14 protein-coding genes are annotated in these 16,037 nt (G+C 57.8%); 6 read left to right on the top strand and 8 right to left on the bottom strand.

Features of this window, described 5'->3' with window-relative positions; all coding sequences use genetic code 11:
- The first annotated feature begins 6 nt into the window (after positions 1-6).
- Positions 7-690, top strand: coding sequence for a winged helix-turn-helix domain-containing protein (locus ACJY2L_RS04320; RefSeq protein ID WP_439213028.1), 684 nt, complete (start codon positions 7-9; stop codon positions 688-690).
- 29 nt (positions 691-719) lie between these two features.
- Here the strand turns inward: ACJY2L_RS04320 and ACJY2L_RS04325 are convergent, their stop codons facing one another.
- The 3 genes from ACJY2L_RS04325 to cadR form a co-directional block, all read right to left on the bottom strand.
- A complete protein-coding gene (locus ACJY2L_RS04325; RefSeq protein ID WP_209500032.1) occupies positions 720-1,796 on the bottom strand; it encodes a porin in 1,077 nt (358 codons plus the stop codon).
- Between the two features lie 433 nt (positions 1,797-2,229).
- Positions 2,230-3,360, bottom strand: coding sequence for a mechanosensitive ion channel family protein (locus ACJY2L_RS04330; protein WP_439213029.1), 1,131 nt, complete (start codon positions 3,358-3,360; stop codon positions 2,230-2,232).
- A gap of 103 nt (positions 3,361-3,463) precedes the next feature.
- Positions 3,464-3,913 carry a Cd(II)/Pb(II)-responsive transcriptional regulator gene (gene cadR / locus ACJY2L_RS04335; RefSeq protein ID WP_439213030.1) on the bottom strand — a complete coding sequence of 150 codons (450 nt, stop codon included), beginning with the start codon at positions 3,911-3,913 and terminating at the stop codon, positions 3,464-3,466.
- A 78-nt stretch (positions 3,914-3,991) separates the two neighbouring features.
- Between cadR and ACJY2L_RS04340 the strand changes: the two genes are divergently transcribed.
- Positions 3,992-6,157, top strand: a complete 2,166-nt coding sequence (locus ACJY2L_RS04340) for a heavy metal translocating P-type ATPase (protein ID WP_439213031.1) — start codon at positions 3,992-3,994, stop codon at positions 6,155-6,157.
- Positions 6,158-6,181: 24 nt separating this feature from the next.
- On the opposite strand, the gene ACJY2L_RS04345 is transcribed toward ACJY2L_RS04340, so the two are convergent.
- The gene (locus tag ACJY2L_RS04345) at positions 6,182-6,916 is read right to left on the bottom strand and encodes a flagellar brake protein (RefSeq protein WP_439213032.1); all 735 of its coding nucleotides are present in this window, start codon (positions 6,914-6,916) and stop codon (positions 6,182-6,184) included.
- A 189-nt stretch (positions 6,917-7,105) separates the two neighbouring features.
- Here ACJY2L_RS04345 and ACJY2L_RS04350 point away from each other — a divergent pair, with 189 nt between their 5' ends.
- Positions 7,106-7,303: a DUF883 family protein gene (locus tag ACJY2L_RS04350; RefSeq protein ID WP_439213033.1), complete on the top strand. Its 198-nt coding sequence runs from the start codon at positions 7,106-7,108 to the stop codon at positions 7,301-7,303.
- 11 nt (positions 7,304-7,314) lie between these two features.
- Positions 7,315-7,563 carry a GlsB/YeaQ/YmgE family stress response membrane protein gene (locus ACJY2L_RS04355; protein ID WP_439213034.1) on the top strand — a complete coding sequence of 83 codons (249 nt, stop codon included), beginning with the start codon at positions 7,315-7,317 and terminating at the stop codon, positions 7,561-7,563.
- 62 nt (positions 7,564-7,625) lie between these two features.
- On the opposite strand, the gene ACJY2L_RS04360 is transcribed toward ACJY2L_RS04355, so the two are convergent.
- The 3 genes from ACJY2L_RS04360 to treA form a co-directional block, all read right to left on the bottom strand.
- Entirely contained in the window at positions 7,626-9,662 is a 2,037-nt protein-coding gene (locus ACJY2L_RS04360) for an FUSC family protein (protein WP_439213035.1), read from the bottom strand.
- A 208-nt stretch (positions 9,663-9,870) separates the two neighbouring features.
- On the bottom strand, positions 9,871-11,958 hold the full coding sequence (locus ACJY2L_RS04365; protein WP_439213036.1) for a TonB-dependent siderophore receptor: 2,088 nt from the start codon (positions 11,956-11,958) through the stop codon (positions 9,871-9,873).
- A gap of 162 nt (positions 11,959-12,120) precedes the next feature.
- Entirely contained in the window at positions 12,121-13,791 is a 1,671-nt protein-coding gene (gene treA / locus ACJY2L_RS04370) for an alpha,alpha-trehalase TreA (RefSeq protein ID WP_439213037.1), read from the bottom strand.
- 276 nt (positions 13,792-14,067) lie between these two features.
- On the opposite strand from treA, the gene ghrA reads away from it, so the two are divergent.
- Entirely contained in the window at positions 14,068-14,952 is an 885-nt protein-coding gene (ghrA, locus tag ACJY2L_RS04375; protein ID WP_439213109.1) for a glyoxylate/hydroxypyruvate reductase GhrA, read from the top strand.
- Between the two features lie 25 nt (positions 14,953-14,977).
- Positions 14,978-15,715 carry a phosphatase gene (locus ACJY2L_RS04380; RefSeq protein ID WP_067429850.1) on the top strand — a complete coding sequence of 246 codons (738 nt, stop codon included), beginning with the start codon at positions 14,978-14,980 and terminating at the stop codon, positions 15,713-15,715.
- A 48-nt stretch (positions 15,716-15,763) separates the two neighbouring features.
- On the opposite strand, the gene ACJY2L_RS04385 is transcribed toward ACJY2L_RS04380, so the two are convergent.
- A complete protein-coding gene (locus tag ACJY2L_RS04385) occupies positions 15,764-15,991 on the bottom strand; it encodes a helix-turn-helix domain-containing protein (protein WP_439213038.1) in 228 nt (75 codons plus the stop codon).
- Positions 15,992-16,037 lie beyond the last annotated feature (46 nt).

Genomic DNA, 16,037 nt, shown 5'->3' on the forward strand with positions numbered 1-16,037 from the left:
AATAATGTGACGCCGTTATTATCGCAGCCGGTAAATATTTTATTGGCGGAAGAAGATGATTATCTTCAGCAGGAGATGGTTTCTGGTCTGAATAATCAGGGCTATCACGTCATTAGCGCCAATAAAACCGCCAAAATAAACCAGCTTATTCAGCAATGGTTACCGCAGGTTATTTTATTCCGTGTCAACGCCGGGGCGAAAGAGGGGTGGCAGTCGCTGTCACGGCTTGGGCAGCGGGCGGCGGTGCCGCTGATTGCACTGGTCAGCGAGGATGCGCTGCGCTATGTACCGCGCTGGGCGGATGATTTTCTGCTGTTGCCGATGAACAGCGATGAACTGCAGGCGCGGATCCAGCTGGCCACCGCCAGACAACCGGCACAAAGTGACTGGCTGACCAGCAGAAATATCGCCGTTAATCGCGCAACGCGTCAGGTACTGGTCGGCGATGCGCGCGAGGATATCGCCGCCATGCTGACCGCCACTGAGCTGAAAATCCTCAGTTATCTGCTGAGTGAGCCGCAGCGGATCTTTTCCCGTCAGGCAATCCAGCACGCCTGCCTCAACGATGAGCAGGTCAGCGAACGCACGGTAGACAGTCATATCAGTAAGCTACGCAAAAAAATTGCCGCGGCGGGGGTGCGTTTTGTCCCACAAAGCATTCGCGGCGCGGGCTATCGGCTGGGGGATTAAAATACGCCTGGCATCGCCAGGCGTATTGGTCAGAACTGGTAGGTCAGGCCGAGGCCGGTCTGGTCATCCGAGGCGATGCCCAGATTGTTATCTTTATCGATGCGATTCAGCTTGTAATCGGCATACACGGACATGTTTTTGTTGAAGTAATAGACCAGCGAGAAATCCCAGTAATGCATGATGTCCTGATCGCCGGTCAGTTCCAGATCTTTGGCTTTGGATTTGAAATAGCCGACTTCCGGTGCAAAACCATTCTGGAACAAATACTTCGCCACCACTTCCAGGTTATCGGTTTTATTGGCGTAACCGAGGCTACCGATTGGCGTCATATTCTGGCTCTGTGCCCAGGTGGCGGCCAGATAAACGCTATCGTGATCGTATTTCAGACCGGTGGCCCAGATATCAGCGCGATCGCCGTCGCCCAGCAGCAGAGCGTTTTGCGCGGTGGTGCGTTTTGAGGTCGCCCAGGCACCGAGGATGCTTACATCCCACGGCGTGTCGTAGCTCAGCGAGAAGCCATAGCCGTCGCCGTTAGCACGCGTCGCGGAACGGGGATTGTTGGTGCTGTTGCTGTTGGCGCCCTGATACTGCGCGGCCACGTTCAGGCCATCCACCAGGCCGAAGAAATCGTTGTTACGCCAGGTCAGGCGGCCGCCGCCACGACCCGTCATGAAGTTGTCGGCGCTGATATAGGTCTCGTCGTCAAAGATCACCGGCGTGTCGGTGATCGCGCCAACGTCGTAAATAATGCCGTAGTTGCGACCATAATCGATGGAACCTAAAGTCGCGTGCTTTAGTCCGGCAAAGCCAAGGCGGGTTTTATTGCCGTTTTGCGCATCGTTGCCGCCTTCGCTGTGGTTGGCCTGGAAGTTATATTCCCACTGGCCAAAACCGGTCAGCACATCGCTGATTTGCGTCTGGCCTTTAAAGCCGAGGCGAATATAGGTCGCGTCGCCATCAACCGCGGTATTATCGCTGATATAATGGCGGGCTACGGCCTTGCCATAAAAATCGAGTTTATTTGCGTCTTTATTATACACTTCCGCCGCCAGCGCGTTCTGCGCCAGGCCCGCAGTCATTAAAACAATGACTAACTTCTTATTCATGCTGTTGTCTCTTATATAATCGATGTGCCTTCTGCTTTATCCGCTGCTTAATAAAAAAGATTCAACAACCTGCCGCCACATAACGTGGTCGACGACAAAAAGAATCACTATTCAGGCGGTGCGGACGGCGGGATTAAATAACAAATTGTGTGGTTAAGAAACGGCTTTTTCAGTGACGTCTGCGCTGTGGTTTTTTGTGGTCCTGCGTGGATCGGGCTAACGGCGTTAAGGCGCTATGTCGCAGGGCATAAACGAAAATAACCCGCAGGAAATACTGCCCTATTAAGAATAATCTTAAGGGCGCACTTTTCGTCAGGATTGTATCGGCTTGCAACAAATGTGGAGCGAAAATGGAGTCGGTGCGAATTTTCAGCAGATCGGGCGCGTGTCGCTAAAACGGCACCTTTAGGGTGCCGTTGGTAACAGGGGAAAATCAGGCATTGGCGCGCTGGCGCTCTTCCTCATTGGAGGCGCTACCGGCAATGCTGACTTCCGGCAGCGTACCGCCGGTGAACTCGATGCGACGAATAGGGAAGGCGAAACGGATGTTCATCTCTGCCATGCGTTCCATCAGCTGCAGGTTAATCTCCTGCTGAATATCCATATAGATGTTGTAGTCGGCGTCGAGCACGATATAGACCACTTCGAAGGTCAGCTGCGACTCATCAAACGACAAAAAGTGCGCGCGGTCGAAGCGCGTCTTCGGCACCTGCTGAATAATCTCCTTCACCACGCCGCCAATCTGGCGCACTTTTTCCGCCGGCGTCTGGTAGTTGATGCCAAATTTGAACACGATGCGGCGCTGCTGCATGCGCTTGTAGTTGTGAATGGTTTGCTGAAGCAAAATCGTGTTAGAGCAGACGATCTGCTCACCGCTCAGGCTCCGAATGCGCGTGGTTTTCAGGCCAATGTGCTCAATCGTGCCGGCAATATCGTTAAACACCACAAAGTCACCGTGTTCAAACGGCTTGTCGAAGCCGATCGACAGCGAGGCGAGCACGTCGCTGAGCACGGTCTGCACCGCCAGCGCGATGGCGATACCGCCGACGCCGAGACTGGCCACCAGCGCGGTGATATTGATGCCCATGTTGGAGAGGATCGCCAGCATCATCATCGCCCAGACAAAGGCGCGCAGCAGGAAGCCAAGGATCACCGTGGTCACCGGATTGCGCACGTGCGTCGGCTCGCGCAGCATATTCCTCAGCCACAGGCGAATTGAACCGTCGAGCCACAGCGTCAGCTGCGCCATCAAGGCGATAAACCAGCCGTGCGAGATGGCGCTGCGCCAGCCTGCCGGTAAATCGATAAATTTCACCGCGATCAGCGCCGAGAAAATCAGCAGCAGCGTCTGGCTGGTATTGCGCAGGATCTCACCGGCAATGCCATAGAATTTTGAAGTGTGTTGTTCACTCAGGCGGGCGATGCGTTTGGAAAAGAAGCTGATGGCGGTACGCAGCACGGTGTAAATCACCAGCGTACCAATAATCACGATAGCGCTGTTGATCCACAGGGTTTCATTAAAAAGCACACGGTAAAAGTTCCGTGAGGTAAGCCAGTTTTCCATCGGTCAATTACTCCATATGGGGTGCCCAGCGGGCAAAAGAAGCTAAAAAAAGCGAGTGCTAAGCCTGGTTCATCGGGTAGCGCTTCGCCAGCTTTACCGGCGATTAACGATGATGGCTGCCGCCGAGATGCGTTTCCGCCAGCGGGTAGTGCGGCTCAGCGGGCTGCTTAAGATGCTGCAAAATGGCACAGTCGCGTACGCTGCTGGCGGTCAGGCAGCTGTTGCGCAGGGCGATCAGCTGCTGCTCCAGCGCCTGCAGCTCATCGATGCGACGTTGTACATGCTGCAAATGGCTCTCGATCAGCTGGTCGATGGCGCGACAGTCCGCTTCCGGTCGCGCACGGGCGTCGAGCAGCGTGCGGATCTCTTCATGACTCATATCCAGCGCCCGGCAGCGACGGATAAACAGCGCCGCATCAAGGTGCGCCTGTTGGTAGTGGCGATAGTTATTGACGTCGTCGCGCAGGGCCGGCGGTATCAACCCTTCACGTTCGTAGTAACGCAGCGTTTCGACGCTGAACCCGGAATGGCGTGCCAGCTGACCAATTTTCATATCACCCTCGTTACGGCTTGACCCTGAAATAACTTCAGGGTTTCTAATGCCACTATAGCAAGCGAACAGGAAAGGATAATGAAGAATTGTTGCAGTAAAACGTCTTCGGGCGCGATTCGCGGCACCATTAATCTCCGGCGCACTGCGCCAGCCAGCCCGGATGCGGCAGTCAGTCGCGTGCAGATCACCGACATGTGCTGCCCGGTAGAAGAGCAGATGATTCAGCGTCGGCTGGGCGATATGCCGGGCGTGGAGCAGCTCAGTTTTAACCTGATGCAGCGTGTGCTGACCGTGCGCCATCAGCCCGCGGCGCGTCAGCCCATACTGGCGGCGCTGCGTGAGCTGGGGTTTGCGCCACGACTGTTGGACGCGGCGCAGCCGACGCCGGTGAGCGCGAAAAAACCGCTGCGCACCTGGCCGTTGCTGCTGGCGGCGGGTGCGGCCGCGCTGGCAGAGGCCGCCCACTGGTTTGGGCTGCACCAGGGGGTGCAGGCGGCGCTGGCAGCGCTGGCGATTGTTGCCTGTGGCGTGAACACCTGGCGGCGGGGCGGGCTGGCGCTGCGCAACGGCAACCTGAATATCAATGCGCTGATGAGCATTGCGGTCACCGGCGCGCTGTTGATTGGCCAGTGGCCGGAAGCCGCCATGGTGATGGTGCTGTTTACGCTGGCTGAACGGCTGGAGGCGAGATCGCAGGATCGGGCGCGTAACGCCGTGGCGGCGCTGATGGATCTGGCGCCGCCGCGTGCGCGTGTCAGGCAGGCTGACGGCAGCTGGCAGATGCTGCCGGTACAGGAAGTGATGCCGGGCAGCACGGTAAATATTCGGCCCGGTGAGCGCATCGCGCTGGATGGCATCATCACGCAGGGCGATTCGGCGATCGATCAGGCCGCGATCACCGGCGAAAGCGTACCGGTGGACAAAGCGCCGGGCGATAAGGTGTTTGCCGGTACGCTTAACAGCACCGGCAGCTTCGATTATCAGGTCACCCATCTGGCCGGGGAGAGCACGCTGGCCAACATTGTGGCGGCAGTGGAGCAGGCGCAGGCCAGCAAGGCGGAGATTCATCATCTGGTGGATCGCTTTGCCCGCATCTATACGCCGGTGGTACTGGCGCTGGCGCTGCTGGTGGCCACGCTACCGGCTATCTGGCTGGGCGACTGGCAGGGCTGGATTTATAAAGCGCTGGTGCTACTGGTGATCGCCTGTCCCTGCGCGCTGGTGATCTCCACGCCGGTTACGCTGATCAGCGGGCTAACCTTAGCGGCGCGGAACGGGATATTAATCAAAGGCGGCATCTGGCTGGAAAGCGGGCGCGCTATCCGCTGGCTGGCGCTGGATAAAACCGGCACGCTAACCCGCGGCCAGCCCGAACTGCGTAGCGTGCAGCCCTGCGCGGAATGGGATGACGCGCAGAGCCTGGCGCTGGCGGCCAGCCTGGCGTCGCACTCCACCCATCCTGTTTCACAGGCGATTGGCCGGGCCAGCACGCCAGCTATGGCGGTCTCCGCGTTTCGCGAACTGCCAGGGCGCGGTATCCAGGGCACGCTGGCAGATCAGACGTGGTGGTTGGGCAATCACCGGCTGATGCAGGCGGTAACGGTACTGACGCCCGCGATCGAGCAGCAGCGCACGCAGCTGGAAGCGGCAGGGAATACGGTGGTGATGTTGGCGAATGCCGCGCAGGTGGTGGCGCTGTTTGCCGTCGCTGACGGGCTGAAGGCGGGCAGCCGGGAAGCGATCGCCGAACTGCATCAGCTGGGCGTCAAAACGGTGATGCTCAGCGGCGATAATCAGACCACCGTTGCCGCCATCGCCGCCGAGGTGGGTATCGATCGCGCGCTGGGTGAGCAGCTGCCGCAGGATAAGCTCGACGCCGTCGCGGCGCTGACGCAGAGCGGCACCACGGCGATGGTGGGTGATGGCATCAATGATGCGCCTGCGCTGGCGCGCGCCGATATCGGTATTGCCATGGGCGTGATGGGCAGCGATATGGCGCTCGCGACCGCTGACGTGGCGCTGATGGATGACGATCTGCGCAAGCTGCCGCAGTTTATCCGCTGTTCACGCATGACATGGCGTATTCTGCGACAAAATATCGCGCTGGCGATCGGGCTGAAGGTGCTGTTTTTGCTGCTGACGCTGATGGGCTGGGGCACGCTGTGGATGGCGGTGTTCGCTGACGTTGGCGCCAGTCTGTTAGTGACCGCTAACGGCCTGCGACTGCTGCGTATGAAGCTGTGAAGCCGGGCAACGCGCCCGGCGGCATCACTGAAAGCGGGTGGCTTTGTCGCGCGCCAGGCGCTCCAGCGCAAAGATCACCTGCTGCAGCTGGCGTTCCTGCACCGGATTGAGTGAATCGAAGCGAAAGCTCAGGCGCGGCGTCACGCGGGTTTCATTCTTTTTGCTCACCGTGCTGCGCTCGCCAACGTGCAGCAGCTGGGCATCCAACTCAAACTGGCCATATTCGCCCAGCTCAACGCGCATATTTTTCATGATGTCACCGCCGTTAAGGCCGTCGGGCAGCGGCTCATCCAGCAGCACGCCCATGCCGCCCAGTGACAGATCCTGCAGGCGAAAGCGGGCGGGTTTACCATCGGGCCAGCGAGTATGGCACCAGAACACCGGCTCCAGCGGCGCCGAAATGCGAAAATATTCGCGGCGCTGAATTTTCAGCAGCTGTTCCGGCAGCGGGGCAATAAACGCCGGCATATTTTCCCACTCGCCGACGGTAAACGCCGTCAGCGAAAATTCGACGCGGGCACCCTGCATATCACCGCTGAAGTGGATCTCCGCCACGTCCTGCACCACCTGGTTATCGTAATCGTTGCTGCCGAGGTCAAAGATAAGCTGCTGGTCATCCACATGCAGAATGCGGCTGATCAGCTGACCCCGCGCATGCGTCACCATAATCGGCGCACGGAAGCGTTGTAAGTCGCGCAAAACGCCCAGCACCGCCAGCGTGCCGCGTTTAGTAAACTGTTCGATATCGTTTTCTTTCACATCCCACTCCATCCCGGTAAAGTGCTCTTCCTTTCTCTGTATTGAGTATCGACCTGGCAAAAAAAAACTTTACATATGCGCAGCTTCGGCGTGCGTTGGCGAAAAAGTTATCACTTAAATCACAGAGTTAGGATCTTTGACTATACTGTTTTTTGTAAAGCATATGGACAGCAAAAACAGGAGTGTAAAATGGTCAACAAGCGTGACGCGAAGCGTCTGGCAAATGAAGCACAGTCGCGTGGTCAGGATGTTACCGACGACGTGCACAATGAATTGAAAAACGCCGCAGGACAATCCTGCGACTGGGTGAAACAGAATCCGTGGTCTGGCGTTGGCATCGGTGCCGCGTTAGGTCTGGTCGTTGGCATCTTAATCAGCAAAAAGTAAGGAGCAGTACAATGGGTATTCTTTCATGGATTATTTTTGGTTTTATCGCCGGTATCATCGCTAAGTGGATCATGCCGGGTAAAGATGGCGGCGGCTTCATTATCACCGTGGTACTGGGTATTATCGGTGCGGTAGTGGGCGGTTGGATCAGTACGCTGTTCGGTTTTGGTCGCGTTGACGGTTTCAACTTCGGCAGCTTTGTTGTGGCGGTGGTCGGTGCCATTGTGGTGCTGTGGATCTACCGCAAAGTCAGAAGCTAAATCGCGTCTGACCTGAAGAATCACATCCGGGCTATGCAGCCCGGATTTTTTTTGCCTGAAATTTAGCGCGCTTGCGGAAACAGCGAGGCGCGAATGTTGTACAGATAGAGCAGCGGCATAAACATCGCATGATCGCTGCGCGCACAGCGCTCCAGCGTCAGCAGCAGCTGGCTCAGCTCATCCAGCAGATCCTGATGCGGCACGGCTGAAAATCGGCGCATCCGTCGCTTTAAAAATAGCGCCAGCTCATGGAACATCTGCCCGCTGTCGATGCGATAGTGCTCCAGCACCTCATGGTGGCGCGCATAATAATCGAAGCAGTTAGCCCCCAGCCAGGCCTCCGCAATCAAATCGCCCCCCGCCATCAGTTCCGGATCGGGATCGAGCCGCCTGCGCGGCAGAATAATATTCACCTTATCGAGCATGCGCGCGATGAACTGCTGTCGCGTCAGCAGCGACGAGGCGTTGCGCTCAATCTCCTTGATAAACCGCAGCAGCTCGCGCATGCCTTTACGCACTGCGCGCTTCGCAATCCACGATGGCCGCTTATTGCGGATGATCGCCGTCAGTACCACGGCAAACAAAATGCCCACCAGCGCCGAAAGCGCAGCGTTGAGCGTGGCGGTAAGGTTGGGCACGTAATGGTGGCTCAGCCCGATAAAACCGGGAATCTGAATGGCCACGCTGAGGCCAATCAGATTGGTGGCAGGCCGCGCAATCACCAGTCCCAGCGCAAACAGCCCCGGCACCAGGCAGATCATCAGCGCCTCAAAGGTCACCGCCTGCGGGATCAGCAGCGCGATATAAATCACGCTGATCGCCAGCGCAAACAGCACGCCTTTAACAAACAGCTTCATCGGCGTGATCGGTGAATCGATGGCGGCAAAAAAGGAGCTGAGGATCGCCGCCATCATCGGCGCGGTGGCACCATCGCGCCAGCCGCTGGCAATCCAGAACAGGCTGGAGAGCAGGGTAGCGAGAAACGCGGTGGAGCAGGAGAGCAGCAGCAGGCCGTTGTCGATATGCCGGTACGCGCGCGGGTTGCTCACCGGCGCGCTGTCGCTGTCGCTCCACAGATCGCTGCCGCGCTCGCTGACGGTGTGATAGGCCTCCACGATACGCACCATATTGCTCAGGCGCTCCAGCAATCCGGTCAGCAGCGCGCACTCTTGCAGCGTCAGCGAGCCCGCCCGCCATTGCGTTTCCAGCGCGTGCTGGCTCTCGCTGAGGGTAACGCGCAGGCTGGCGGCGTCCTGATGCGGCTCCTGATTTAACCACAGGATAAATTGCTGAAAGGTCTGCGCGACCGCGGGCGGAAAGGCGATCTGCGCCGCCGCCAGCAGGCTAAGGCGGGTTTCGATGGCGGTCAGCGTCGGCAGCAGATAAGAGAGATGCTGGTACTGCACGCTCACCAGACGAATCAGCCGCTGCGCCGCTTCACCTTCATAAACGCAGTGGGTAATCAGCGTCTCGACGTTGAGTGGATAGCTGGCCATTTGCACCAGAATATCGTCACGCGCCAGCGATTTATCATCAGGCTGCACGGTCAGCAACTCCACGCACAGCGCGCGTGCGGTCTGAAACCAGGTGCTGATATTCTGCGCCAGCAGATGATGCATCGAGACCGGCATAATCAGCCGGTGCACCAGCGTGCTGCAAATAATCCCCAGCGTGATCTCCTCAATGCGCGAAATCACCGTATTCACGATCAACCCCGGCGTGGTCACCTCGGGAAAACCCATGATCGCGGCGCTGTAACCGGCCAGCATGAAAACGTAGCTTTTCGGCGTGCGGTCATGCAGCGACAGATAAAGGCAGGCGGTCACCCATAGCGAAACGCACAGGCTGAACAACAGCGGGTGCTGCACGGTTTGCGGATAGATCAGCAGGATAAACAGACCGCCAAGCAGGGTGCCCATCAGCCGGAACACCGATTTCGAAATGGTGGAAGCGGCATAGAGCTGGGAGGTGACGTAAACCGTGGTTAACGCCCAGGCGGGTTTTTCAAAATTCAGAAACAAAGCAACAGATAACGCCAGAAACGCGGCCAGGCAGGTTTTCGCCGAAAACAGCACCGCGTTTTTTGAAATCCACTTCATTAAGAGATCGCAGGGTGAACGCTGAAGGCGCGTATCCTGCCAGAATCGTCCTGTTTTGGCGCGAGGATATGTAAGACAAAGTATTACAAAAATTAGCGGATTTTTTGTTTTTAATTGTTTACTTTCAATGAGTTATGTTTTTTATTCTTCGCAATGCGATTGGCGAGGAATAAAAAAACCGGGCGCTGCTGGCCCGGTGTGTGTGGCGTCAGAAATCGTAGCCCAGCGTGGCGGTAACCGTCCGTTCAGCGCCCCAGTAGCAGTAACCGGTGCCGTAACAGGCGGCGACATAACGCCGATCGGTGAGATTGTTGGCCGCCAGCTGGAACCAGGCGCCTTTCAGCTGCGGCGTGAAGGCACCCAGATCGGCGCGCACCGAGGCGTCAAACAGCGTGACCGACGGCATGCGCGTGCTGTTTTCATTGTCCGCCCACTGCTTGCCGAGGTAGCGCACGCCAGCACCGGCGCGAATGCCGCCAGCGAACTGATAGTGCGCCCACAGCGTCGCCATGGCATCCGGCGTCACGTAAGGCGTATGGCGGCTGTTGCCATCCACCGCATCTTCAAAGCGCACATGATTCAGCGTCACACCGGCAAGGGTGCTCAGCCGCGGCGTCAGCTGATTGCGCGCCTCCAGCTCAAGGCCCCGCGCATGTACCTTGCCCGCTGGCGTATAGGTGGCGGTGATCACATCGCGATTGGCGACATCTTTTTGCATCAGATCGTACAGCGCGATGGAGTAGAAGTCGTCGCTGCCCGGCGGCTGATATTTCAGGCCCGCTTCCAGCTGCTCAGCGGTGGTGGGTTTCAGCTGCGTGCCATCGGCACCGGTCAGCACCGCCGGGGTAATCGCCTGGCTCCAGCTGACATAAGGCGAGAGGCCGTTATCAAAGGCGTAAAGCAGGGCCGCACGGCCGCTGACGTGATCGTCCTGACGACGCTTGATGCCGCTGTTATCCGCCACGATGCGATCGTAACGGCCGGAAAGGTCAAGGTGCCAGCGATCGTACACCAGTTGATCCTGCAAATAGATCCCGGTTTGGTAGTAGCGGCGCGAGGCGTTGCTCCAGGTGTAATCCGGCACGGCACCGAGCGTTTCGCCGGTCAGCGCATTCAGCGGCGGCGCACTCAGCCCGCCGGTTGCCTTGCTGAGCTGATTGCGGAAACGATGATACTCCGCGCCCAGGGTCAGCGTGTGTGCCAGCGCGCCGGTGGCAAACTCCGCCTGCAGTTGATTATCGATCGCTGCCGCATTAAGCGACGAGCGTTCACCGGAATAGTAGCGGTTAAGCAGCTCAGCGTTATCGGCGTTCCAGCCAATCTGATAGACCTGATCGAGATCGACACTGGAATGGCTGTAGCTGCCCACCGAGCGAAACTGCCAGACATCGTTCAGATGGTGGGTAAACTCGTAGCTGTAAATCTGCTGGTGGCGCTTAAAGCGATCCAGCGAGCTGATGCCCTCATAAAAGCCGCGGCTCAGGCGTTGGCCGTTATGCTCATTGAGCGAGCCGTCGGCTGGCACCGAACCGTGATAGCCACCGGAAGGATCTTTTTGCCAGTACGCCTTGAGCAGCAGCGAGGTCTCTTCGTTGGGCTGCCAGAGCAGCTGCGGCGACAGCGCATATTTCTCTTCGCGCGTGTGATCGTACTGCGTATCGCTGTTACGGGTGATGCCGGTCAGGCGAAAAGCCCACTGTTCGTTGATGGCGTTGCCATAGTCAAAGGCGGCGCTGCTGCTGTTCTGGCTGCCGGCGGAGAGACGAAAATGCCCCTGTTCGCTAAAGAGTGGGCGTTTGCTGGTCATGTTCACCAGGCCGCCCGGTACCGTTTGCCCATAGAGCGCAGAAGAGGGGCCTTTGATCACATCGACGCGTTCGAGAAACCAGGGATCGACCTGCATCACATTGAAGCTGCCGCCGTCGCTCATCACCCGCAGGCCATCGAGGAAGGTGTTATCAACGTCACCGCCGTGGAAACCGCGCAGCGAAACCGTATCGTAACGGCTGGCGGCACCGGCGAAATTGGTAAACACACCCGGTGTATAGTTCAGCGCCTGGTTAAGCGTGGCCGCGCCCTGATCCTCGATTTGCTGGCGTGTAACTACGGAAACGGACTGCGCGGTGGTGATCAGCGGGCGATCGCTTTTTGTCGCACCGCGGCTGGTTTTAACGTTGTAGCCGTTGGTCGGTGAGTCGGCGGACTGTTCCGGTTCGGCGTTTACCACCAGCGTTTGCGCAGAAAGGGTTAACGGCAGCGTGCACAGCAACAGCAGCGGCTTCAGAGGCGTGTTCATCAGAAAGATCCCTGTTCAGTAAGAGGAATAACGGCAATGCGAATGGCAATGAGAATTATTCACTTTTAGATAAGAATTGCAATCATTGATCTGAAGTTGTAACACCAGGCGGGAGGCGCAGCAGGCAGGGAAAAGCGTGCGGGCGAACCCGCACGGCAGAAATTACTTCTTCATATTCTGGGTGACGTCACCGTAGCTGTTACAGGTGACCTCTTTCGGGCAGTACATATCGAGCAGCTTGAGGGTCACGCCGTTGGTCCAGCCAAAGCCGTCCTGCAACGGATATTCACCGCCGCCACCGCCGCCCAAACCTTTGCCTTCAACCACATATTTTTCCACCAGCTTTTGCTGGCGGTCATAGGTGGTTTGCACATTCTTCAGGAAGTGCAGGCCGATATCTTTCGCCAGCGGCTGCTGCTGATAGTTATTCAGCCCTTCCACCGCGACCCATTGCAGCGGCGCCCAGCCGTTAGGCGCATCCCACTGCTGGCCGTTATTCACCGTCGTGGTCGCCAGGCCGCCCTCTTTGACCAGCTGCTTTTTCACCGCGTCTGCGGTGCGCTGCGCCTGCTTGTCACCCGCGGCGCGCAGATAGAGCGGGAACAGCGTAGCGGCGGTCAGTTGCGGACGCAGCACGCGTTTTTTCCAGTCGTAATCGACGTAATAGCCCTGTTTCTCATCCCACAGCACGCGGTTAATCGCTTTCTGACGTTTTTCCGCCAGGGCGGCAAAGCGCTGACTCTCATCCGGCTTGTTAGCCGCTTTACTGGCGCGCGCCAGCGTTTGTTCCAAGTGGAACAGCAAACTGTTGAGATCGACCGGCAAAATGTTGGTGGTGTGAATGGTCGCCAGCTCTTTGGGATTATCCAGCCAGCGTGAACTGAAATCCCAGCCCGAGGCGGCACCGGCGCGCAGATCGCGATAAAGCTCCGCTTTATTCCGCTCCGGCGAGGCGTTTGCCAGCGCAACATCCTTCATCCAGGATTCCGTCCGCGGCACATCGCGCGCATCCCAGTACCGGTTCAACAGCGTGCCGTCGCTGAGTTTCACCACGCGCTTGCCCGCTTCGCCCGCTTTCAGGCCATCTGCATCGGCCATCCAGTAGTTATACTCTTTCTGCAACTGCGGCAGATACTTGCTGTAAACCTGATCGCCGCCGTGCTGCGCCAGCAGGTCGATCATCAGGCTGAAAAACGGCGGCTGCGATCGGCTGAGATAGTAGCTGCGGTTGCCGTTAGGAATGTGGCCATACTTGTCGAGTTCCCAGGCAAAGTTGTCGACCATATCCTGCACGCGATCCCAGTGACCGCTCTCAGCCAGCCCCAGCATGGTGAAATAGGTGTCCCAGTAATAGACCTCGCGAAAGCGACCGCCTGGCACCACATAGGGTTTTGGCAGCGTCAGCAGCGAATCGTACGGGCCCGCTTTCTCACTGGTGCGCGTCAGCACTGGCCACAGGCCATCGATGTGCTGGCGCAAATTTTGACCCGCTGGCGGCGTATATTTTTCAGCGGCCGCGGGCAGGGTAAAGTTGGTTTCGACAAAGTGTTTCAGATCGAAATTGCGCTGATTTTTCTGCATCTGCCAGTCGGCGAGAATCGACGCGGGATCGTATTTCGGCACCGCATCGGCAAAGGTTTTCTGATCCGGGAAGAGTGTCGCCGCCTGCACCGCATGAAACAGCGGCCCTAAACGCATATCTGGCGGCTGCGGGGCGTTATTCAGCATGCGATCGTTGTCCTGCGCCTGCAGCGACAGGCTGGTACCGGCAACCAGGGTAGCGACCAGCATGGTGAGCAGCCATTTTCCGTGACGACGTTGTGCTTGAATCATCTGTTACTCCTTAACGGGATCATCTCTAAGTAATTGAGCATACAAACAACTTTAGACGCAATTCCGGAAATGTCCCGTTGCGTCATAGCGAAGTGTGAGCTGGGAAGGGCTTTTGTCAGCAGGATTTATTCTCTGCGACTGCCGATGTCGGCGGCCTGATTTGATAAGGTAAGGGCTGGCGGGCGCAGTAAACCCATAGTGAGATTGCGAGGAGGCAAGGTGGACGTTCTGTTTTATCACCCTTCATTTGATGCGGATATCTGGCAGCGCGGCGTCATGCAGCGCTTACCCAATGCGCATTTTCGGTGCTGGCAGCCGGGCGATGAAGCGCCCGCGGATTATGCACTGGTACGCTCACCGCCACTGGAGATGCTGCAGCATCGTGGTGGGCTGAAGGGCATATTTGCGCTTGGCGCGGGCGTTGATGATATTCTTGGTCAGCTGCGTCAGCACCCAACCCTGCTGCATGAGGAGACGCCGCTGCTGCGCCTGGAAGATACCGGCATGGCGCGGCAGATGCAGGAGTATGCGGTGTACACCGTACTGGGCTGGTTTCGACGCTTTGATGATTATCAGCTGCAAAAACAGCAGGCGCACTGGCAGCGGCTGGAAAACTATCCGCGCGATCGGTTTACCGTGGGCGTACTGGGCGCAGGCGTATTGGGTAGCAGCGTCGCCCGCAGCCTGGCGAGCTGGGGCTTCCCGGTGCGCTGCTGGAGCCGTTCACCGAAGCAGATCGACGGCGTGACGCCCTTTTATGGCAACGATCGGCGCGCTGACTTTCTGCGTGACTGTCGGGTATTAATCAATCTGTTGCCCGATACGCCAGAAACGCAGGGCATTATCGATCATGCGCTACTCAGCCAGCTGCCCAGCGGCGCGTTTGTACTGAATATGGCGCGCGGCACGCATCTGGTGGAAGCCGATCTGCTACAGGCGCTGGAGAGCGGGCAGATCAAGGGCGCGGCGCTGGATGTTTTCGCCACCGAACCGTTGCCGTCAGACAGCCCGCTATGGCGTCATCCGCGTGTCGCGATCACGCCGCATAATGCCGCTATTACGCTGCCGGATGAGGCGCTGGATTTCATCTGCACCGCCATCACGGCGCTGGAAAACGGCGAGATGCCGGCAGGCATCGTCGATCGTTCGCGCGGTTACTAACCTTTAATTTTGACAAGGAAATATTATGTATCCTGTTGATCTCCATATGCATACCGTTGCCAGCACCCACGCTTACAGCACGCTGCACGATTACGTTTTTCATGCCAAACAGAACGGTATCAAGCTGTTTGCCATCACCGATCACGGCCCGGATATGGCCGACGCGCCGCACTACTGGCACTTTATCAACATGAAAATCTGGCCGCGGGTGATCGACGGTGTCGGCGTGCTGCGCGGTATTGAGGCCAATATTAAAAATACGCAGGGAGACATTGACTGCACCGGCCCGATGCTCGACGTGATGGATCTGATTGTGGCGGGCTTTCATGAGCCGGTATTTCCCCCTGCCGATAAAGCCACCCATACCGAGGCGATGATCGCCGCCATGGCCAGCGGCCAGGTGCATATCATCAGTCATCCGGGCAACCCGAAGTTCCCGGTGGATATTCCGGCGATTGCCGAAGCCGCCGCCCGCTACGACGTGGCGCTGGAGATCAATAACTCCTCTTTTACCACCTCGCGCGTCGGTAGCGAGCCCAACTGCCGCGCGGTGGCCGCCGCGGTTCGTGATGCGGGCGGGCGTTTAGCCTTTGGTTCTGACTCGCATACCGCTTTCACGCTTGGCGATTTCGAGCACTGCCTGCGCATCACCAAAGAGGTCGGCTTCCCGGAAGATCGCATCCTCAACGTTACGCCGCGCCGCCTGCTCGATTTCCTTGAACAGCGCAGCGGCAAGACGATTGCGGAGTTCGCTGATTTTTAAGATGGCGGAGTTCAGGCAAACAGAGGCCACCGCCACGGTAGCCTCTGTTCAGAGGATGAGCTGTTCCGGACGGCAGTGATACCGTTTTTCGAGCCTCTCACGCGTTTTCTTCTGCGGCTTGCGCTCAACACGTTCTAACGGGGAAATGGCGCTTTGCGTCGTGCCTGACTGTTCAGCGACATCATGTTGGGATACACCACGGTGTATACGCCATGCGGCCTGAAGAGTGACATCCTGATCGACCATCATGCCTACCAGTAGACGGGGCTCCAACAAAAGTAAGCCGTAGCGAGAGTAGATTTTCCGGGCGATCGCGTGTTAA

Origin of the sequence: Duffyella sp. Ts4 (genome assembly GCF_051851875.1) — a bacterium.
Classification (GTDB): domain Bacteria; phylum Pseudomonadota; class Gammaproteobacteria; order Enterobacterales; family Enterobacteriaceae; genus Duffyella; species Duffyella gerundensis.